The sequence below is a fragment of the Rathayibacter sp. Leaf185 genome (assembly GCF_001423885.1).
GTDB lineage: Bacteria > Actinomycetota > Actinomycetes > Actinomycetales > Microbacteriaceae > Rathayibacter.
The window spans coordinates 224372-244468 of record NZ_LMPP01000004.1 but is presented as its reverse complement, the minus strand read 5'-3'; the positions used below and the strand labels follow the sequence as shown (position 1 = coordinate 244468).

Sequence of the window (20097 nt, the reverse complement as noted above, 5' to 3'; positions counted from 1 at the left end):
CGGACGAGGCGTACCGGAGTGGCATCTCGCGGGGCCGCGTCAGACCGCCTGCGCGAATCCGAGCGCCGCATCGGCCAGGTGCTGCAGGTGCTCCGGCACGGGCAGCCCCTTCGACTCCATCGAGCGCGCCCACAGCCGCCCCGCGCGGTAGGAGGAGCGCACGAGCGGTCCCGAGAGCACGCCGAGGAACCCGATGTCCTCCGCCTCCTCCTTGATCGCGACGAACTCCTCCGGGTGCACCCAGCGGTCGACCGGGAGGTGCCGCGGCGTCGGCCGCAGGTACTGCGTGATCGTGATGATGTCGGTCCCGGCGTCGTGCAGATCCTGCAGCGCCTGCGAGATCTCCTCGCGCTCCTCGCCCATGCCGAGGATGAGGTTCGACTTCGTGATCAGCCCCGCCTCGCGCCCCTGCGTCAGCACGTCGAGCGAGCGCTCATAGCGGAATGCCGGCCTGATCCGCTTGAAGATCCGCGGGACCGTCTCGACGTTGTGCGCGAACACCTCCGGCCGCGCGTCGAACACCCGCTGCAGGTGCTCGGCATGCCCCGTGAAGTCGGGCACCAGGATCTCGACGCCCGTGCCGGGCGACTGCGCATGGATCTGCCGGATCGTCTCGGCGTAGAGCCACGAGCCCTCGTCCGGCAGATCGTCGCGGGCCACGCCGGTGACGGTCGCGTACCGGAGGTTCATCCGCGCCACAGACTCGCCGACGCGCCGCGGCTCGTCGGCGTCGTAGTCGGCCGGCTTCCCGGTGTCGATCTGGCAGAAGTCGCAGCGCCGCGTGCACTGCGCGCCGCCGATGAGGAACGTCGCCTCGCGGTCCTCCCAGCACTCGAAGATGTTGGGGCAGCCCGCCTCCTGGCAGACCGTGTGCAGCTCCTCGCTCTTCACGAGCGCCTGCAGCTGCCGGTACTCCGGGCCCATGGTCGCCGTGGTGCGGATCCACGGCGGCTTGCGCTCGATCGGCGTCTCGGCGTTGCGGACCTCGAGGCGCAGCAGCTTGCGGCCGCCGGTGTCGGCGCTCATGCGGCGACCTCCGCGGAGGCGGTGGACGGCGCCGCGAAGGCGGGTGCCGCCTCCGAGAGCCTGGCCATCACTCGAGCGCGCACCACGGCCATCGACGGCGCGCGTCCGAGCTCGCGCTCGATCGTCGTCACCCCCGCGTCGGCGATGCCGCAGGCGACGATGCGCGCGTAGGGCTCGAGGCTGTTCGACACGTTCAGCGCGAAGCCGTGCATGGTGACCCCGCTCGCGACGCGGATCCCGATCGCGGCGATCTTGTCGGCTCCGAGGCCGCGGCGGATCCAGACGCCCGAGCGCCCGTCGACCCGCACGCCCTCGACGCCCAGGTCGGCGAGCACCGCGATCAGCACCCCCTCGAGCGAGCGGACGTAGGCGACCACGTCGACCGGCTCCCGCAGCCGCACCAGCGGATATCCGACGAGCTGGCCCGGTCCGTGCCAGGTGAGGCGCCCGCCGCGGTCGACGTCGACGACGGGGGAGCCGTCGTCCGGCCGCTCGTGCGCCTCCGCGCGCTTGCCCGCCGTGTAGACGGAGGCGTGCTCGCACAGCACCAGCGTGCTCGGGCGCGATCCGGCGACGATCTCGGCATGGAGGCGGCGCTGCAGCTCCCAGCCGTCGCGGTAGTCCAGTGGTTCTGCGGAGTCGCCCGCCACGAGTGTCTCGATCACGCCGCCACACTATTCGCGTTCTTGCACTCGGTCCAGTTAATCGATGGGTGGGGCGTGCCGACAGACCCCCTCCGCGCCTCCGGTAGAATTCCGGGCATCATGGCTACTTTCGGCACCCTCTCCGATCGACTCGTCGAGACGTTCAAGAACCTCCGCACCAAGGGCAAGCTCTCGGCCTCCGACGTCGACGGCACCGTCCGCGAGATCCGGCGCGCGCTGCTCGACGCCGACGTCGCGCTCGAGGTCGTCAAGGAGTTCACCGGCAAGGTGCGCGAGCGGGCGCTCGGCGACGAGGTCAATAAGGCGCTCAACCCGGCCCAGCAGGTCGTGCAGATCGTCAATGAGGAGCTCGTCGCGATCCTCGGCGGCCAGTCGCGCCGCCTCGAGTTCGCCAAGCGCCCGCCGACCGTCATCATGCTCGCCGGCCTCCAGGGCGCGGGAAAGACGACCCTCGCGGGCAAGCTCGGCAAGTTCCTCGGGAAGGACGGTCACACGCCGCTCCTCGTCGCGGCCGACCTCCAGCGCCCCAACGCCGTGCAGCAGCTGCAGGTCGTCGGCGAGCAGGCCGGAGTCGCGGTCTTCGCTCCGCAGCCCGGCAACGGAGTCGGGAACCCGGTCAAGGTCGCCCAGGAGGCGATCCGCTTCGCCACCGACAAGCAGTACGACACCGTCATCATCGACACCGCCGGCCGCCTCGGCGTCGACGCCGACATGATGAAGCAGGCCTCCGACATCCGCCGGGTCACGAACCCCGACGAGGTGCTGTTCGTCATCGACGCGATGATCGGCCAGGACGCGGTCGCCACCGCGAAGGCGTTCCAGGAGGGGGTCGACTTCACCGGCGTCGTCCTGTCGAAGCTCGACGGCGACGCCCGGGGAGGCGCGGCCCTCTCGGTCGCCTCGCTCACCGGCCGCCCGATCCTCTTCGCGTCCACGGGCGAGGGACTCGACGACTTCGAGCAGTTCCACCCCGACCGCATGGCGAGCCGCATCCTCGACCTCGGCGACGTCCTCACCCTCATCGAGCAGGCGCAGTCCGCGTTCGACGAGGACGAGGCGCGCAAGATCGCCGAGAAGATCATGGGCGACTCGTTCACCCTCGACGACTTCCTCGGCCAGATGCAGCAGCTGCGCAACATGGGCTCGATCAAGAAGATGATCGGCATGCTCCCGGGTGCGAAGGGCATGCGCGAGCAGCTCGACCAGTTCGACGAGCGCGCGATCGTGCGCACCGAGGCGATCATCCAGTCGATGACCAAGGCCGAGCGGATCAACCCCAAGCTGCTCAACGGCTCCCGGCGCCTGCGCATCGCGCGCGGCTCGGGCATGACCGTCACCGACGTCAATCAGCTCGTCATCCGCTTCGAGCAGGCCGCGAAGATGATGAAGACGGTCGCCAAGGGCGGCATGCCCAACGTCCCCGGCATGGGCCCGGTGCCCGGCGCCGGCTACGGCGGCAAGCCGAAGCCGCAGAAGAAGAAGAGCGGCTCGAAGTCGGGCAACCCGGCCAAGCGTGCGGCCGAGAACGCGGCGATCGCCGCGGGCCCGCGGCCGACCGACGGCGGAGGGTCGGGCTTCGGCCTCGGAGCCGGCAAGGGCGCGACTCAGCCGTCGCCGGAGGAGCTGGAGCAGCTGCAGAAGCTCCTCGGCCGATGATCCGCCGCGCGCTCGGCGCCTCCGCTGTGCTGGCGCTCGCGCTCGGTCTGGCCGGCTGCGCCGAGGGTTCGGGAGTCGACGCCATGTCTGCTCCCGCTCCCGAGGACCTGGTCGGTCGGTGGGTCACGGGCGTCGCCTACGACTCGCCGGAGGTGCCGTTCCTCCTGATCGCCGATGACGGAACGTGGACCGGATCGGACGGCTGCAACGGCGCCCAGGGGGAGTGGTCGATCGACGGCGAGGGCGCGCTCACCGTCGAGGCGGGCATGAGCACCCAGATCGCCTGCGACGGAGTCGCCCTCCCGACGATCTTCACCGAGTCCGCGATGGCCTCGATCGACGGCGGACGCCTCCGCCTCTTCGACGATGCGGGCGCGACCACCGTCAAGCTCGCCCGCTCGACCACCGACGCGCCTCCCACGACGGCCCCCGACCCCGCCGGCGAATAGCGTCCACCGCCACCCCCGGGGGCTAGCGTGAACGCATGACAACCGCACCCGCGCGCCCCGTCCGCATCGGCGTCCAGATCGCCCCCCAGCACGTCCCCTACGAGGTCATCCGCGACACTCTCGCCGAGATCGAGGACATGGGCGTCGACATCGCCTTCAACTGGGATCACTTCTTCCCGCTGTCGGGCGAGCCCGACGGCCTGCACTTCGAGGGCTGGAGCATGCTCGCGGCCTGGGCCGAGCAGACCAGCCGCATCGAGTTCGGTCCCCTCGTCTCCTGCAACAGCTACCGCAACCCCGATCTCCTCGCCGACATGGCGCGCACCGTCGACCACATCAGCGCGAAGGGTGCCGAGGGTCGCCTGATCTTCGGCATCGGCTCCGGCTGGTTCGAGCGCGACTACCAGGAGTACGGCTACGAGTTCGGCACGGTCGGTTCGCGTCTCGACGAGCTGTCGGAGGCGATGCCGCGCATCCGGAGCCGCTGGGAGAAGCTGAACCCCGCTCCCACCCGCGACATCCCGGTGATGATCGGCGGAGGCGGAGAGAAGAAGACCCTGCGGATCGTCGCGGAGCACGCCGACATCTGGCACAGCTTCTCCGACGTGCCGACGCTCGAGCGCAAGCTCGGAGTCCTCGCCGAGTGGTGCGGGAAGGTCGATCGCGACATGTCCGCGATCGAGATCTCCACCGGTGCGAGCGTGCGCGGGGGAGTCGGCGACGCCTCCTTCGGTGTGCTCGACCAGCAGTTCGACCTCGGCGCGCGCCTGTTCACCCTGGGGATCACGGGGCCCGACATCGATCTGGCGCCGGTGCGCGAGCTGCTCTCCTGGCGCGACGGCAAGAACGCCTGACGCGACGCCGGCCGGGAGGGGGCGACCGCCCAGGAGACCTCCTCTCGGCCGAAGGCGTGCGGTCAGTCGGGCGCGTCCGTCGCCCGCAGGTCGGTCGGCGCCGTCTGGGCGAGCCCGGCCTTCTCGACCGCCAGCGCGAACGCCTCGGCGAGCGCGAGCTGGCCCGCCTCGGTCGGGTGCACGCCGTCCTCCGCGAGCAGCCCATCGGTGCGCAGCGGGTCCGGGTACTCGAGTGCCACGCCTCCCGCGGCGGTCACCGCCGCGACGAGCGCGGCGTCGTACTCGTCGAGGTCGCTCGGGCGCGGGTCCGGCCCCCAGACCGAGTCGAGGGCGATCAGGCGGGCCGTCGGCACCGCCTCCGTGATCGACGCGATCGCCGGAGGGATCGCCTCGGCCACCTCGTCGCTCGGGGACCCGAGGTCGTTGCTGCTCGCGATCACGACGACCACGTCGGGGTCCGTCTCGGCGATCTCCTCGCCGCGGTCGCCGATCGGCGCCTCGCACGCACCGGGCTGCACGAATCCGCCGCCGTCGCAGCCGAGGTTCGTGACGCTCCAGCCGAACGCGTCGCCCGCGAGGATCGGCCAGGCCGCCTCGGGCTCGAGTCCGTACCCGCGGACGATGCTGTCGCCGACGACGGTCACGCGCGCGCCGACCGGGATCTCCGCGCCGACGACGAGGGGAGCGGAGTCGTCCCCCGCCGGAGGAGCGGAGTCGGCGGTCTCCTGCGGCGCGGCTCCGGCGGATGCCTCGGCCTGCGGTGTCGCCGTGCTGGTCGCCTCCGGAGGCGCCGTCGAGCACCCCGCGAGCACGAGCAGCCCGAGCAGCGCGACCGCCGCGACCGGCCGCCTCACGCCCGCGGGTCCCGGAGTCCGTCGCGCAGCTCGCCCGCCAGGGCGCGGACGACGGCCTTCAGATCGCCGTCGTTCGCGGCGGCCGTCCGCAGCTGCCGCTGGTAGCTCGCTCCTGCGACGAGGATCAGCTCGACGTCGGCGAGCTCCTCGGTGCAGTCGAGCCGCTCGGCGACGGGCGCCAGGGTCTGCAGCAGATCGCGGATGTCGTCGGTCACGAGCCGCTCGTCTCCGGCCGCGTTCAGGATGATCTCGGCGTCGAGTCCGTAGCGCGCCGCCCGCCACTTGTTCTCGCGCACGTACCAGGGCTGCATGGTCGGCAGGTCCTCGCCCGCGTCCAGGCGCGACGACAGGTGCTCGACCAGGCACTGGATGAGCGCGGCGACAGCGCCGATCTCCTCGGCCGAGGAGAGTCCGTCGCAGGCGCGCATCTCGAGCGTGCCCCACTGCGGCGAGGGGCGGATGTCCCAGCGCACCTCCGTGTGGTCGTCGATGATGCCGGTGCGCATCATGTCGTCGACGTACTCCTCGTAGTTCGCCCACGCGCCGAACTGCGGCGGCAGTCCGGCGGTCGGCAGCTGCTGGAACATCAGCGCGCGGTTCGACGCGTAGCCCGTGTCGACTCCACCCCAGAACGGGCTCGACGCCGAGAGCGCCTGCAGGTGCGGGTAGTAGTCGAGCAGCGAGTTCAGGATCGGCAGGACCTTGTCGCGGTCCTCGATGCCGACGTGGACGTGGATGCCCCAGATCATCATGTTGCGGCCCCACCACTGGGTCCGGTCGATGAGGCGGTGGTAGCGCTCCTTGTCCGTGACCGTCTGGTCGTACCACTGGGCGAAGGGGTGCGTGCCCGAGCAGACGAGGTCGAGACCCATCGGATCCGTGATCTCGCGCACCTGCCGCAGCTGGTCCTGCAGGTCGGCGACCCCGTCGCGCACCGTGCGGTGCACCCCCGAGACCAGCTCGACGGTGTTGCGCAGCAGCTCGCCGGTGATCTGCGGATGCGGCTCGCCGTCGTCGCCGCGGAGCGCCTCCAGCACGACGTCGGCGACATTGGCGAGGTCGCCGGTCTCGCGGTCGACGATGGCGACCTCCCACTCGATCCCGAGGGTCGAGCGGTCGGATGTGGCGAAGCTGATCTCCATGACGGCGTCCTCGTCGATCCGGCGCCCGCGGGGTCGGGACGCGCCTGCACATCCTCGCATCCGGTGCCCGATGACGGCCTCGGACGCGCACCCGGCAGCGCTCAGCGGCTCGGAGAGGGATACTGCGGCGGATGCCCGGGTGTCGGGCCCGCAGACCGGGCGTTTTTCTGGCAGAATGATCCGTCGGGTCCGAGGCGGTCGACCCTCTACTCACCGCCGACGAAACCCCCTCGAGCTTCCGGCCGGGTGTGCCCCCACGCTCACGGCTCAGTTCATCCATCTCGACCACTCACTGGTCAACGACCACACAGGAGAATTGTGGCTGTCAAGATTCGTCTGAAGCGCCTCGGCAAGATCCGAGCGCCCTACTACCGCATCGTCGTCGCCGACTCGCGCACCAAGCGCGACGGCCGCGTGATCGAGGAGATCGGCAAGTACCACCCGACCGAGGAGCCCTCGTTCATCCAGGTCGACTCGGAGCGCGCGCAGTACTGGCTCGGAGTCGGCGCGCAGCCGACCGAGCAGGTCGCCGCGATCCTCAAGCTGACCGGCGACTGGGGCCGCTTCCAGGGCGACGCCGACGCCGTCAGCACCGTCAAGGTGAAGGAGCCCAAGGCTCCCTACGTCGTCGACGCCAAGAAGAAGCCCGTCCTCAAGCCGAAGTCCGAGGCTCCCGCCAAGGCCGCCCCGGCTCCCGAGGCCACCGCCGACGAGACCTCCACCGAGGCGTAGTCGATGCTCGCTCCTGCTGTCGAACACCTCGTCAAGGGGATCGTCGAGAACCCCGATGAGGTCCGTGTCGTGGCTGCGAGCTCCCCACGCGGAGAGGTCCTCGAGGTGCGCGTGCACCCCGAGGACCTCGGCCGCGTGATCGGACGTTCCGGCCGCACCGCCAAGGCCGTCCGCACCCTGGTCGCCGCCCTCGCCGACGGTCGCCGTGTGCGCGTCGACGTCGTCGACACCGACAAGTAGAGGTGTCGATCCCCGAGACGGGCACGACGCAGCTCCGCGTCGCCCGATTGACCAAGGCCCACGGGCTCAAGGGCGCGATCAAGCTCGAGCTCTACACCGATGAGCCCGACAAGCGCTTCACGCCCGGTTCGTCCTTCACGCTGCAGGTGCCCCGCACGTCGGAGTGGCACGGCAAGAAGCTCGAGCTCGTCGAGCTCCGCTGGTACAACAGCCACGCCGTCGCCTTCTTCAGGGGCATCGAGGATCGCAGCGCGGCCGAGACGCTCCTCAAGGCGATCCTCTGGATCGACGAGGACCTCCAGACCGAGCCGGGCGACGACGACAGCTGGTACGACTACCAGCTCGTCGGCCTCAAGGTCGTGCGCGACGGAGTCGAGGTGGGCACGGTCCGCCGCGTCGACCACTTCCCGGCGCAGGATCTGCTGATCGTCGGCACGCCCTCGGGCGAAGTCATGGTGCCGTTCGTGAACGCGATCGTCCCGTCGATCGACCCGGTCGCGGGTGTCGTCACGGTGACCCCTCCGATCGGCCTCTTCGAGGAGGCGCCGGAGGAGGAGCCCGCCGAGGTCGACCTGTCCGGCGTCGACCTCACCGACCCGGCGCTCACGGCGCAGGAGCCGACTGAGGACGCGTCTGCGGCCGAGGCTGCAGAGCCGGTCGGAAACGCACCCGACGACTCCGAGCCGACCGCCGACGCCCCCGCCCAGGAGGAGCCCCGGTCGTGAAGATCGACATCGTCACGATCTTCCCCGAGTTCTTCGGAGTGCTCGACATCAGCCTGCTCGGGCGTGCGCGCCAGAGCGGGCTGATCGAGCTCGGCGTGCACGATCTGCGTTCGTTCACCCACGACCGGCACCGCACCGTCGACGACACGCCCTACGGAGGCGGCGCCGGCATGGTCATGCGGCCCGAGCCGTGGGGCGAGGCGCTCGACGCCCTCGTCGACTCCGAGGCCGACCCGGTCGTCGTCTTCCCGTCGCCCGCCGGCGAGCTCTTCACCCAGGCCACCGCCCGCGAGCTCGCCGAGGAGTCGTCCCTCGTCTTCGGCTGCGGCCGCTACGAGGGCATCGACCAGCGCGTCGTCGACCACACCGCCTCCCGAGCCCGCGTCCGCCTGATCAGCCTCGGCGACTACGTGCTCAACGGCGGTGAGGTCGCGGTGATGGCGATGATCGAGGCCATCGGACGCCTCGTCCCCGGTGTCGTCGGCAACCCCGCGAGCCTCGTCGAGGAGAGCCACTCCGACGGCCTGCTCGAGTACCCCAGCTACACCAAGCCCGCCTCCTGGCGCGGCCTCGACGTCCCTCCGGTGCTGCTCAGCGGCAACCACGGAGCGATCGCCGCGTGGCGCCACGAGCAGAGCGTCGAGCGCACCCGCAGGGTACGTCCCGAGCTGCTCTCCTAGCCCTCCGGGCTCTTCTTGATCGCGAGGTGGCGTTCCCTCAGTGCGAGGAACAGCGGGAACGCGAACGCCAGCGCGACCAGCGGCGCGAGCAGCACCAGGATCCAGACCCGGCGCATCCCGACGCGCCGCCCCTCGACGACCATGAACGCGACGGCCGCGACGGCCACGACGAGCAGGTCGGTGGTGATCGACGACACCGCAGGGCCGCCCGCGGAGAGATCACCGAGGAAGTCGACGCTCTCGAGCACGGCGCGGATGTTCCACGTCCAGGTCCCGACGAGGCCCGCGACGGCGAGCACGAGGTAGACCAGGGCGAGCGGCGTCCAGCCGCGGCGCAGCGCGCTCATCGCGCCACCCCCGCTCGCCGCACCAGAGTGCCGGCCGTGCTCGCGACGAGCAGCGCCGCGACGACCCCGCCGAGGGCGAGGGTGAGCGCATCCGGGGTCACGATCGATTGACCGCGCAGCGCCTGCCAGCAGGTCAGCGCGACCACGGCCGCCCAGGCGACGGACGCGATCGCGACCAGACGGAGGCGCGTGGCCGCGTCCCGCAGCACCCGCACCCGAGGCGCCAGGCGGTCGAGCGCGATCGCGAGCAGCGGCAGCCCCTGCAGCGCGTGCATGCCGATGAAGTGCGGGATCCGCAGATCGCCGCCGGTGGTGCTCCAGCCGAGGAAGGGGAGCCCGGCTCCGCCGTCGTCGACGCCGACCGCGTGCGCGCCGACGATGCCCCGGTAGTCCGAGAGCTGCGACGCCGTCGGCCCCGTCATCAGGAACGCGAGCGCCATGCCGACCAGCCCGATGACGAGCCCCGCGCGCACGGCGAGCGTGAGTGCCGGATCCGGCAGCGGCACGCGCACGAGCAGAGCGGCGAGCCCGAGGGTCACGAGCCAGACGACCACGATCGACACGGCCATCGCGCCCCAGAGCACCGTGTGGAAGGGTGTCGAGACGTTGAAGTGACTGGTGACTCCGAAGGCGGCCGCGCCGGCGATGATCACCATCTCGATGACGAGACCGGCCACCGCGATGCTGCCGAGCGCGGAGGCGAAGCGCCGGCGCCGGGGGAGGAGCCCGATCAGCCAGGCGAGGGTCACCGAGTACACGGCGATCGAGAGGCAGAACTTGAGCGGCTTCGCCCAGAGCGGCTGAGCGCCGAGCTCGCGCGGATCGAGGATCAGGGCGATGACGCAGAGGGCCGCGCCGATCGCCATGGCGACGGCCAGGACGAGGAGCGGCCGGTGCGGGGCGAGGCGGGCGGAGTCGCGAGCCGGTGCCATCGTGGCGCTCATCGTGCCGCCTCCGCGGGGCTGCGCGTTCCGAAGCGCGCTTGGGTCTCGCGCGCCTGGGCGATCCTCCGGAGCGACTGCAGCACGACGTCGCCCATCGCCGTCCCGACGGCGGCTATCGACGCCTGCTCGCTGACGCTCGTGCGCGCCTCCAGCTCGTCGAGGTCCGCGCGGGCGACGAGGCGCGCCGCCTCCGCGTAGCTCTCGAGCCACGAGTCGGTCATCGCGCCGCCCGACACCTCGAGGGCGTCGAGGGCCCTGGCGGCCGTGACGACCGCCGGGTGGCCGCACACGGTGTCGCCGACGAGCGAGCGCACGCGCTCCGTCGACGCGTCCGTGGCGGGGGTCGCGGAGTCGGCGTTCGCCGAGACGACGTCCTGCGCGACCTCGAACGCGACCGACGGCGGATCCCCGCGGTCGAGCACCGTCGTGATGCGCTTGGCGCCGGCGATGCCGACTCCGCCGCTCTCGATCAGCGCCCGGAGCAGCCGCAGCCGCGCCAGGTGCTCGTCGCCGTAGTCGGCCCGCTGCGGGCCGGAGGAGACGCCCGGGGCGAGGATCCCCTCGCGGATGTAGTACTTGATCGTCGCCACGCTGATGCCGCTGGCGTCGCTGAGCTCGGAGATGCGCATACGGATAGTATCGCTATCCGATAGCGTCACTGTCCACTCCTTCGGCCACCCTCGGCTCGCAGAAACACCTTGGGCTCGCAGGATCCGCGGATTCCTGCGAGCCGGACCGTGCCCTGCGAGCCGAACGGTCAGCTGCGCGCCGTCAGCACCTCGACGCCCGTCTCGGTGATCGCGATCGTGTGCTCCATGTGCGCCCCGCGGGAGCCGTCGCGGCTGCGCAGCGTCCAGCCGTCCTTGTCGGTGAAGATCTTGTCGGTCGACTGCAGGAACCACGGCTCGATCGCGACCACGAGGCCCGGGCGGAGCGGGTACCCGCGGCCGGCGCGTCCGTCGTTCGCGATGTGCGGGTCTCCGTGCATGGTGCGCCCGACGCCGTGACCGCCGAAGTCGGTGTTGATCGAGAGGCCCTCCGCCCGCGCGACGGCGGCGATCGCGGCCGAGATGTCGCCGATCTTGCCGCCGGGCCGGGCTGCGGCGATGCCCGCGTCGAGCGCGCGCGTCGTCGTGTCGATGAGCGCCAGATCTTCTGCGCGCGGGGTGCCGACGGCGACGGTCACGGCGGAGTCGGCCACCCAGCCGTTCACGGACGCCGCGAAGTCGAGGGTCAGCAGGTCGCCGTCGCGCAGCCGGTAGTCGAACGGCAGGCCGTGCAGCACGGCGTCGTTCACCGACGTGCAGAGCACCTTGCCGAACGGGCTGGCGCCGAACGAAGGGTGGTAGTCGATGTAGCACGACTCGGCTCCGGCCTTCCGGATCATGTCGTGCGCGAGGCGGTCGAGCTCGAGGAGGTTGACACCCACTCCGGCGGCGGCGGCCGTCGCCTGGAGGACCTCGGCGACGAAACGGCCGGCGGGGCGCATCTCCTCGATCTCGGCGGGGGTGCGTAGCTCGATCATCCTGATCCTCTCGGGAGTCGCTGAGGCGTTGTTCAGCGGTCGTGTATACGGTCGGTGCATGCGCACGCGACGGGCTTTCGGTTCCTGGCAGTATCCGGCCGCGATCGTCCTGCCCCTGTGGATCCTCCTCGGGTACGGACTCTTCGGGGGATCGAGCGGGTGGACCGTCCTCGGTCTCGTCATCGCCCTCCCCATTCTGGCGGTCTGCCTCACAGTCGTGGCCGGCATCGTGTCATTCCGGGTGACTGTGCGGCCGACTCGGACCCCGGCCTGGGGCGACGTCGCGGCGCTCGGAGCCTGGCACGCCTCCCTCTTCGCCTTCGGGTTCTTCCCTCCGGGAGCCTGGGCGATCGGCCTGCTCTCGATCCTCCTCGGGCTCGTCGCCTTCTGGCACTCGACCTGGCGCTTCGTCACCGATGCCCGTGCGACCCTGCTGGCCTTCGCGGAGGCGACCTCGACGCAGACCGGTGCGCAGCATCCGATCGTCGGCGACCGCTACGACCCGGAGCGCCCCCAAGACGGCCAGACCATCGTCGTCTGACGGTCGTGCTTTGACGCGGCCTGGCGCGGCGTGACAGAATAAGCGCTTGTGCCTGGCGCAGGCTCTGCCACAGGGGAGCCGCGACGACGCGAGGCGCACACCTACCTTCCTTCAACGAAACGGTGTTCGACCTGTGGCGGGCACGGAGAGCGATACATCATGCACATCCTCGATTCCGTCGATGCGGCGTCACTCCGGACCGACATCCCCGACTTCCGTGCGGGCGACACCGTCAAGGTCCACGTCAACATCGTCGAGGGCTCGCGCTCGCGCATCCAGGTCTTCCAGGGCGTCGTCATCGGACGCTCCAACGAGGGCGTCCGCGAGAGCTTCACGGTCCGCAAGGTCAGCTTCCAGGTGGGCGTCGAGCGCACCTTCCCGGTGCACTCCCCGGTGATCGACCACATCGAGGTCGTCACCCGCGGTGACGTGCGTCGCGCGAAGCTGTACTACCTCCGCAACCTCCGCGGCAAGAAGGCGAAGATCAAGGAGAAGCGCTCCTAGGCGGTCCTCGCACAGAACGTCCCGAACCCCGGTCCCTCTACAATGGGACCGGGGTTCGGTGCTTTCCAGGGGCCGTTCCCGTCCGGGATCTCGGCCCCGCGACGCACGAGGACCGGCCGCTCGCCGGGACGCACCGTGACGACGACGCACGGTGCCGATCAGCACCGTGCGCCCAGCTCGAGAGCACGACCGATGCACGACAGCACGAGCCGCACCAGCACGGTGCACACCAGCGCAGTAGGGGCCACGCCAGCGATGACAGACAGCACGACCCCGGTCCGCCTTCCCGGTGAAGGTGAGCACTCCCGCCACTCGGCAGAGCCGGGGGAGTCGCGCCGCCCGCGCCGCCGCCGAGGCGTCCTGCTCTTCCTCCGCGATGTCCTGATCATCTTCGTCGTCGCGGTGCTGGTGTCCTTCCTCGTGAAGACGTTCCTGATCCGGTCCTTCTACATCCCGTCCTCCTCGATGGAGCAGACGCTGATCGAGAACGACCGCATCCTGGTCAACGAGCTCGTGCCCTCGCTCGTGCCGATCTCGCGCGGAGACGTCGTCGTCTTCCGCGATCCGGGCGGCTGGCTGTCGCCGACCACCGAGCCGCAGGTGCCGGCGTTCCAGGCCGCCGTCGACTCCGCCCTCGCGATCGTCGGCCTCACCGCGCCCGACAGCAACGACCACCTGATCAAGCGCGTCATCGGCCTGCCCGGCGACCACGTCACGTGCTGCACCCCGCTCGGCCAGATCGAGATCAACGGCAACCCGATCGACGAGCCCTACGTGAAGCTGCCCGACGGCGTGCAGGCCGTCTCGGCGACGCCGTTCGACGTCGTCGTCCCCGAGGGCTCGCTCTGGGTGATGGGCGACAACCGCTACAACTCGGCCGATTCGCGCTACAACACCGACAAGCCCGGTGGCGGCTTCGTGCCGATCGACAACGTCGTCGGCCGCGCGATCCTGGTGACCTGGCCGATCGAGCAGTGGGCCTGGCTCGACGACTACCCCTCGGTGTTCCAGGGCGTCGAGAACGAGGCCTCGGAGGAGAGCTCCGACGAGACCGAGAGCAGCGAGGGCTAGGTGGTCGTCGCCGACCCCACCCTCACCCTCGAGCGCCGGCTGTTCCGCCAGGGCTACGAGAGCGTCATCGGCTGCGACGAGGTCGGCCGTGGCGCGATCGCCGGTCCGGTGTCGGTCGGAGTCGTCTCGATCGGCTCCCGCTGCGGCCGCTTCCCCGAGGGGCTGCGCGACTCCAAGCTCCTGGCGCCCGCCCGCCGCGAGGCCCTGCTGCCGGGCGTCGTGAAGTGGGTGTCGGGCTGGGCGATCGGCGAGTCCTCCGCCGACGAGATCGACGAGACGGGCATCATCGCCGGCCTGGCGCGCGCCGCCTCGCGCGGCATCGAGCGCCTCGTCGACCAGGGCGTCGACCTCTCGACCGCCGTGGTGCTGCTCGACGGCAAGCACGACTGGCTGAGCCCCGCCCTCGGCCCCTGGGCGTCGGAGCTCACCATCGTGACCCGCATCAAGGCCGACCGCGACTGCGCGTCGGTGTCGGCCGCCTCCGTGCTCGCGAAGGTCGGCCGCGACGGCCAGATGGTGCGTCACCACGACGACTTCGCCGACTACGCCTGGGACAGCAACAAGGGCTACGGCAGCGCCGCGCACTGGGCCGGCCTCGACCGCGTCGGCCCGTCGCCGCTGCACCGTGTCACCTGGCTGTCCAAGTCGCGCTCGGCCGTGGAGGCCGAGGCCGCCTCCGCACCGGCGTAGACTCGACGGACGATGGATGAAGACGAATTCGAGGACTACGACCGCGAGGTCGAGCTGGCACTGTACCGGGAGTACCGCGACGTCGTGTCGCAGTTCTCGTACGTCGTCGAGACCGAGCGCCGCTTCTACCTGGCGAACGAGGTCGAGCTGGTCCGCCGCGACACCGAGCACGACTTCTACTTCGAGCTGACCATGCGCGACGTGTGGGTCTGGGACGTCTACCGCTCCGACCGCTTCGTGAAGTCCGTCCGCGTGCTGACCTTCAAGGACGTCAACGTCGAGGAGCTCTCCCGCAAGGAGTTCGAGCTGCCCAAGGAGCTCGCGCTCGACGAGTAGGGCTACTTGCTCGCTCGTTCCTCTGTTGTCGGCTTGGCCGTCAGCTGCACTGGCGACGCCTGTGCGCTCGAACGCAGGGGCATCCCTGCCCTGCTGATCGAGTAGCCGCCTCCGGCGGCGTATAGAGATCCCACCCCCTCGGGCCGTGCGGTGTCTGCTTCTCCTCGTCTACACGCGTACCGCGCGCGTCCTCTCGGGCCTCCTCCACAGTCGCACCTCGCTCGTTCTCTCCCGAGACCCGCTGCCGCTCCTCACGCCCACCCGCCCCCTCCGCAACTCTTCACGCGGGAGGTTCTGATGGATAAGGACGAGTTGGGGCGGCGTGACGAGGAGATCGCTGCGGCGCATCTGAAGGCGCACGGTTTCGAGATCCTGGATCGCAATTGGCGGGTGCGGGAGGGCGAGCTGGACATCGTGGCGCGTGAGGGCGCGGCGCTGGTGGTGGTCGAGGTGAAGACCCGTTCGTCGACGCGGTTCGGGTTGCCGGTCGAGGCGATCGCGCGGGCGAAAGCGCAGCGGTTGCGGCGTCTGGCGTATGCGTGGGCGCACGAGCATCACGAGCGGTCGCGGCGTCTGCGGATCGATGCGGTGGGGATCATCGCGCCGGAGGGTGTGCCTACGCAGGTGCGTCATCTGCGGGCGGTGGCGTGATGGGTATCGGGAGGACGTCGTCGGTGGGCCTCGTGGGCTTCACGGGCGCGGTCGTCGGAGTCGAGGCGCACTCGGCCGACGGGACGCCGGGCGTGATGATCATCGGGTTGCCGGATGCGGCGCTGTCGCAGGCGAAGGAGCGGGTGCGATCGGCGGCGATCAACTCGGGCTCGGTGATCTCGGAGTACAAGATCACGGTGAACCTGTCGCCGGCGGCGATGCCCAAGCACGGGTCGGCGTTCGATCTCACGATCGGGCTCGCGGCGCTGGCGGCGCTGGGGGAGGTGAATGCGGAGTCGGTGGCGTCGGTCGTGCATGTCGGCGAGCTGGGATTGGACGGCCGGCTGCGGTCGGTGGCAGGAGTGCTGCCGGCGGTGCTCGCGGCAGCACGCGAGGGCCGGCGGCGGGTGATGGTCCCCTCCGCCGACCGGCTCGAGGCCGAGCTCGTCGACGGGGTCGAGGTCATCGCGGTGTCCTCCCTCGCGGCTGCCGCGGTCTGGCACGGCACCAAGTGGGAGCTTCCGGTTCTGCCGAAAGAGACGACGGCGCCCGCGGCGCCGATCGATCCTGAGGCGCGCCTCGACTTCGCGGACGTGATCGGCAGCGAGGAGGTGGCGGAGGCGATGATCGTCGCGGCGGCGGGTGGTCGCCACGTGTTCCTGCTGCCGTCCTGTGTTCGAACATACGTTCGGCTACAGTGGGACGTCATGGGAACCAACCGACGCTACGCAGACAGCATCGACCGGCAGATGGCGCAACGTGTCGCCGAAGCTGCCGTCAGGCCGGCGCCCGTGAGCCTGACGCCCGAGGAGCTCGACATCGCCCGCAGCCCCGTCTGCCGTGGTGCAGCTGTCAAGGTCGAGGCGTGGGTGCGCTTCCATGAGCAGCGCGTCGTCGTCGAGGCGTACGCCGTGGAGTGGAACGACCGAGGGGTCCACGTCGAGTGGAGCACGTCGGACGGGACGAAGCTCGACGCCTGGGTGTGGGCCAACGCTGTGCGGAGGATCTGAGGGGTCCGTCAGACGATCGGGAACATCGGAAGCGTCTTAGAGTCCTTTCCCTCGGATATCAGGGTCAGCCAGTGGATGGCGAGCCTTGCCTGGTATACCAACGGCTCTCCAGCTTCCAACTCTACGAGAGCACCGCTGTGAGCGATGCGGTGCCTGACTGCGAAGAGTTCGACCAAGTGCTTCCAGAGGGCAGGGTGCTCGGCCTCTAATGATTTCGACCAAAGGGCTTTGGCGAGCTTTCCGTACTTCTCCTTCGGCTCCCGAGCTCGGTTGGCAACTTTATAAAAATTTCGTACGGTGTCAGCGTCAGCAGTATCTACCGTGGCCTCGATGAGCTGCGTGGCATGCACTTCGCACGCAATGGCGGCCAGAAGCACGGCGAGTTGAGGATTCGGGTCGACAGAGTGCCGAATATTGAATGTCGCCTGTGCCATTAGAACGCTCACGATGTCGGGTCCCTGCGCCATCACCCGATCCGCAAGCGACAAGGGAAGCGAGGGGTAGCCAACAATGACACCTCGGTTCGGAGTGCGGATTGTCATTTCAACAGCTTCCCCGCCCGGAACCCTGTTGTACGTGGCGTGGATGCTTTCTAGTCGTGTCCCAACCAAGCCTGTGTTTGGACTGGCAATGCGCAGAGCGTCCACTAGCCGCACTGCGGCCGTGTGATTTCTCTCACTGGCCTCGCCGACCTCCTTCTGGATCTGACTAGGCGTGGCATCATCTGGTACTACAAGGAATGACGTGGCAAAGACTCTGAATGCGGCAACGGCGAAGAGGTCGCCTGTCTCCGGGTTTAATAGTCCCTGCGTGTCTCGTTCCTTGTCGAAGTCGGGGAAACTGGTCCAAACTCGGTGTCCATCGATCTTGACCTCGTAAGGCTTTCCCGCCACCTCGATGTCGACGTCTGAGGTGAAGCCGATGGTCTTATCCGACGGGACTCTGAACCACGTCTTGACCGAATAGGTTATTGCCATGGCGACAGCGTACCATTGACGAAGAATAGTATCGACTATACATAGTGTTCATGCCTAACCAAAGGAAGTCAAACAAACAAGGAAACACAAACATGACTGACCTAATAGCAATCACGGACTGCCGAACGCCGAGCAAGACCACGTTCGCAGAAGTCAAGTAAGCACACCTAACTAAGGAAAACGGAATAGGAGTACTACACACGACGACAGATTTGTACCATCAAATCAACCCAACTGATTCAAGCGCACCATCGCCTCACCAATCCTGCCATGGTTCATCGTCGCCATCATGGCGTTCAGCCTCGCTGGCATCATCACCGGCTGGACACTGCGGTCCCTCAACGTGAGCCAGATCGAACGAGCGGTAGCAGCAGCGTCAAAAGAAGCCCGCTAGTCGCCGTAGCTAGCGTCAAAGAACCGAAAGCGGCACCAAGTCCACCTGAGCAGCCAGTCGAGGCACAGAGCGCTCCTGCGCAGCCCGCAGCACCATCGCCAGCACCAAGCGGGTGTGAGCAGTACGGACCGCTCCTAGAGCAGTACGCCGGGGACGTCGACACGGCACTCGCCGTGATGCGGGCCGAGAGCGGTTGTAGAGCTGACGCCGTCAACGAGGCGGACACGAACGGCAGAAACGACGCCGGGCTGATGCAGCCAACAGGATTCACCTGCGGATCGGACTGATCGGCGACGAGGAGCGCTTGCAGCTCGAGGCGAACGCCCGAGCAGCGTGGACGACCTACCAGGGCGGCGGTTGGTCCGCCTGGTCCGCCTACAACATCGGCGCCTATCCTAAAGCACGGGGGAGAGGCATGACCACCCATAGACACGCTTCGATCCGCTCTGCACGGTCGTATCCGGGAGGCCGCTGAGGCACGCCGCTTCGCACGCCATAAGCCGACGACGTGCGAGCACACGTGGCAGCGGTTCAAGCAGACGTGACGGCAGGGAACGACCGGTCTAGAGCAACGGCCTGGTTCGTCGTGCTGGGCTGCACAAGTTGCAAGGCGAAGGTGCTCGTGGACTACGTAGTGGAGGCGCAACGCTAGGCTCCGTGCGTGGATGGATTCTGGGACTTCGTCAAGAACGTGTTCGGCCTCCAGCCAGGCGAGTTCGCTGACTGGCTCTCTGGCATCGGCACAATCCTGGCGGTCGTCGTGGCGTACCGAGTGTGGCGAGGTGACGTCCGGGCCAAGGCTCGTATCGCTCCCGACTCATTCAACCTGACGATGGTGTTCCACCCGCAAGATGACACCACCACTAATGCGATCGTCACGTGGGTGAACGGGCCGATCACACCAATTCTATTGCCTACATTGGCGCTTCGCACTGAAAAGGGTGAATTGCGTACCGAGCTCATATCCCATTCGGCGATGCCCCTCACGACTCCGATGATTGACCCCAACACGACAAATGAAGTGATCTTCGAAGACGTGGGTAACAAATACACCCGTGCGGCTATCCGTTTTGTGGACATCAATGGCAAGGTATGGCACAAGAAATCGGACGGTAGTGCGTTTGTCGAAGCAACCGCTGTCGAATACGATTCAATAGTGCACGACGGGACAATCGTTCCTGTTGATACGAAGGCACTCAGCCGCTTCCGCGCATGGTACAAGAGCCAAAAATACACACCTTGGCGCTGGGTCAAATAGCAGAGCTATGATAGAACAGTGGTATATGGAAAGACCCACAACGCTACCTAAAAATCTCGTCGAGCGAGCATCGAAGTATGCAGACCAGTGCATTGCAGATCTGCCAACTCGTTAGGGCCTTGGCCTGTATCTCGACATTGATCGGACCACGCTCTACGCATGGTGCGAGTTGACGACGCCTTTCGGTATGGAGTCTTCCCACATCTTTGACAGAGCTATGCAGGTTCAAGCACGCCGGCTGATCAATGGTGGCCTCTATGGATGCTTCGACGCAACGATCACCAAGCTAATGACAGACCGCCGTAACCAATGTAGATCAACGATAACAAGAAGTGCGATCCCGTTGGGCGCCGCGAAATCAGGGTTTCGGACGTCACCGGTGCCGAAGCCCAGGACGACCCGATCGCCACGATCGTTGTCCGCCCCCTGATCTCAATGAGCAGAAATAGTTCGACGCTCCCGCGACCGAAATCAAGGATCTAAAGCCTGTCGCTAAGCTGGTGGCGCTCGAGTTCCGCAACGGGCGATGATCGAGATGGTCGTCACCCCGGCTAAGCTCAACCAGCTCGCACCCAACAGCGCCGTGCTAGGCCCGGCTGAACGCCTCGCGGGACGCCGGAAGGGATTTCGTCCCGGCCAGTAATAGCCTAGCGACGCCCCCTCTCTTGCTTGAGTTCAGACCCTCGCAAGGGAGGGGGCCCTTTCAATTCCTGACAAATATGCGGATAGGTTTGACGACGATGCCAATAGTTGCCATGACACCTGCTCGCCGCCGCGCCTCGTTGTTGCGCTCTTTTTCTATCCCGTCCGTCGACATGTTTCCCCT

24 protein-coding genes are annotated in these 20097 nt (G+C 68.3%); 15 read left to right on the top strand and 9 right to left on the bottom strand.

All coding sequences use genetic code 11. The annotated features are described in order from the left end of the window. Nucleotides 1-39 precede the first annotated feature (39 nt). Entirely contained in the window at nt 40-1026 is a 987-nt protein-coding gene (lipA, locus tag ASG06_RS15365) for a lipoyl synthase (protein ID WP_056044131.1), read from the bottom strand. Then, a complete protein-coding gene (gene lipB / locus ASG06_RS15360) occupies nt 1023-1691 on the bottom strand; it encodes a lipoyl(octanoyl) transferase LipB (protein WP_056044129.1) in 669 nt (222 codons plus the stop codon). The genes lipA and lipB overlap by 4 nt, the downstream gene beginning before the upstream one ends. A gap of 99 nt (nt 1692-1790) precedes the next feature. Between lipB and ffh the strand changes: the two genes are divergently transcribed. From ffh to ASG06_RS15345, 3 genes are read left to right on the top strand one after another with little or no spacing between them, the layout of a single operon-like run. Beyond that, complete coding sequence (ffh, locus tag ASG06_RS15355; RefSeq protein WP_056044127.1) at nt 1791-3347, top strand: signal recognition particle protein; 1557 nt, start codon at nt 1791-1793, stop codon at nt 3345-3347. Then, a complete protein-coding gene (locus tag ASG06_RS15350) occupies nt 3344-3796 on the top strand; it encodes an META domain-containing protein (RefSeq protein ID WP_056044124.1) in 453 nt (150 codons plus the stop codon). The genes ffh and ASG06_RS15350 overlap by 4 nt, the downstream gene beginning before the upstream one ends. Before the next feature lie 35 nt (nt 3797-3831). Beyond that, nucleotides 3832-4650 (top strand): LLM class F420-dependent oxidoreductase, encoded by an 819-nt coding sequence (locus ASG06_RS15345; protein WP_056044121.1) that lies wholly within the window; start codon nt 3832-3834, stop codon nt 4648-4650. A gap of 62 nt (nt 4651-4712) precedes the next feature. Here ASG06_RS15345 and ASG06_RS15340 read toward each other — a convergent pair whose 3' ends face one another. After that, complete coding sequence (locus ASG06_RS15340; protein ID WP_056044119.1) at nt 4713-5504, bottom strand: SGNH/GDSL hydrolase family protein; 792 nt, start codon at nt 5502-5504, stop codon at nt 4713-4715. After that, a complete protein-coding gene (locus tag ASG06_RS15335) occupies nt 5501-6646 on the bottom strand; it encodes a glutamate--cysteine ligase (protein ID WP_056044117.1) in 1146 nt (381 codons plus the stop codon). The genes ASG06_RS15340 and ASG06_RS15335 overlap by 4 nt, the downstream gene beginning before the upstream one ends. A 318-nt stretch (nt 6647-6964) precedes the next feature. On the opposite strand from ASG06_RS15335, the gene rpsP reads away from it, so the two are divergent. The 4 genes from rpsP to trmD are packed head-to-tail and all read left to right on the top strand — an operon-like array spanning nt 6965 to nt 9023. Further along, nucleotides 6965-7378: a 30S ribosomal protein S16 gene (rpsP, locus tag ASG06_RS15330; RefSeq protein ID WP_056044116.1), complete on the top strand. Its 414-nt coding sequence runs from the start codon at nt 6965-6967 to the stop codon at nt 7376-7378. 3 nt (nt 7379-7381) lie between these two features. Further along, nucleotides 7382-7618 (top strand): RNA-binding protein, encoded by a 237-nt coding sequence (locus tag ASG06_RS15325; protein ID WP_056044115.1) that lies wholly within the window; start codon nt 7382-7384, stop codon nt 7616-7618. A gap of 2 nt (nt 7619-7620) precedes the next feature. Further along, on the top strand, nt 7621-8343 hold the full coding sequence (rimM, locus tag ASG06_RS15320; RefSeq protein ID WP_082499290.1) for a ribosome maturation factor RimM: 723 nt from the start codon (nt 7621-7623) through the stop codon (nt 8341-8343). Then, nucleotides 8340-9023 carry a tRNA (guanosine(37)-N1)-methyltransferase TrmD gene (gene trmD, locus ASG06_RS15315; protein WP_056044113.1) on the top strand — a complete coding sequence of 228 codons (684 nt, stop codon included), beginning with the start codon at nt 8340-8342 and terminating at the stop codon, nt 9021-9023. The genes rimM and trmD overlap by 4 nt, the downstream gene beginning before the upstream one ends. Here the strand turns inward: trmD and ASG06_RS15310 are convergent. From ASG06_RS15310 to map, 4 genes are all read right to left on the bottom strand, one after another. Then, nucleotides 9020-9370 (bottom strand): DUF2834 domain-containing protein, encoded by a 351-nt coding sequence (locus ASG06_RS15310; RefSeq protein ID WP_056044111.1) that lies wholly within the window; start codon nt 9368-9370, stop codon nt 9020-9022. The genes trmD and ASG06_RS15310 overlap by 4 nt on opposite strands. Continuing rightward, on the bottom strand, nt 9367-10314 hold the full coding sequence (locus ASG06_RS15305; protein WP_197409434.1) for a hypothetical protein: 948 nt from the start codon (nt 10312-10314) through the stop codon (nt 9367-9369). The genes ASG06_RS15310 and ASG06_RS15305 overlap by 4 nt, the downstream gene beginning before the upstream one ends. Then, nucleotides 10311-10943, bottom strand: coding sequence for a MerR family transcriptional regulator (locus ASG06_RS15300; RefSeq protein WP_056044109.1), 633 nt, complete (start codon nt 10941-10943; stop codon nt 10311-10313). The genes ASG06_RS15305 and ASG06_RS15300 overlap by 4 nt, the downstream gene beginning before the upstream one ends. A 128-nt stretch (nt 10944-11071) precedes the next feature. Beyond that, nucleotides 11072-11839, bottom strand: coding sequence for a type I methionyl aminopeptidase (map, locus tag ASG06_RS15295; RefSeq protein ID WP_056044106.1), 768 nt, complete (start codon nt 11837-11839; stop codon nt 11072-11074). Between the two features lie 58 nt (nt 11840-11897). Between map and ASG06_RS15290 the strand changes: the two genes are divergently transcribed. From ASG06_RS15290 to ASG06_RS15260, 7 genes are all read left to right on the top strand, one after another. After that, complete coding sequence (locus tag ASG06_RS15290) at nt 11898-12380, top strand: hypothetical protein (protein WP_056044105.1); 483 nt, start codon at nt 11898-11900, stop codon at nt 12378-12380. A gap of 159 nt (nt 12381-12539) precedes the next feature. After that, on the top strand, nt 12540-12884 hold the full coding sequence (rplS, locus tag ASG06_RS15285) for a 50S ribosomal protein L19 (RefSeq protein WP_056044103.1): 345 nt from the start codon (nt 12540-12542) through the stop codon (nt 12882-12884). 255 nt (nt 12885-13139) lie between these two features. Further along, nucleotides 13140-13955: a signal peptidase I gene (gene lepB, locus ASG06_RS15280; RefSeq protein WP_056044608.1), complete on the top strand. Its 816-nt coding sequence runs from the start codon at nt 13140-13142 to the stop codon at nt 13953-13955. After that, nucleotides 13956-14645 (top strand): ribonuclease HII, encoded by a 690-nt coding sequence (locus tag ASG06_RS15275; RefSeq protein ID WP_056044101.1) that lies wholly within the window; start codon nt 13956-13958, stop codon nt 14643-14645. A gap of 12 nt (nt 14646-14657) precedes the next feature. After that, nucleotides 14658-14981, top strand: coding sequence for a DUF2469 family protein (locus tag ASG06_RS15270; protein WP_056044100.1), 324 nt, complete (start codon nt 14658-14660; stop codon nt 14979-14981). Nucleotides 14982-15278: 297 nt separating this feature from the next. Next, on the top strand, nt 15279-15632 hold the full coding sequence (locus ASG06_RS15265) for a YraN family protein (protein WP_056044099.1): 354 nt from the start codon (nt 15279-15281) through the stop codon (nt 15630-15632). A gap of 23 nt (nt 15633-15655) precedes the next feature. After that, nucleotides 15656-16642, top strand: coding sequence for a magnesium chelatase domain-containing protein (locus ASG06_RS15260; protein ID WP_056044097.1), 987 nt, complete (start codon nt 15656-15658; stop codon nt 16640-16642). 8 nt (nt 16643-16650) lie between these two features. Here ASG06_RS15260 and ASG06_RS20060 read toward each other — a convergent pair whose 3' ends face one another. Further along, nucleotides 16651-17619 carry a hypothetical protein gene (locus ASG06_RS20060; RefSeq protein WP_156466006.1) on the bottom strand — a complete coding sequence of 323 codons (969 nt, stop codon included), beginning with the start codon at nt 17617-17619 and terminating at the stop codon, nt 16651-16653. Between the two features lie 1055 nt (nt 17620-18674). Between ASG06_RS20060 and ASG06_RS20055 the strand changes: the two genes are divergently transcribed. After that, nucleotides 18675-19271 carry a hypothetical protein gene (locus ASG06_RS20055; RefSeq protein WP_156466005.1) on the top strand — a complete coding sequence of 199 codons (597 nt, stop codon included), beginning with the start codon at nt 18675-18677 and terminating at the stop codon, nt 19269-19271. Nucleotides 19272-20097: the final 826 nt, after the last annotated feature.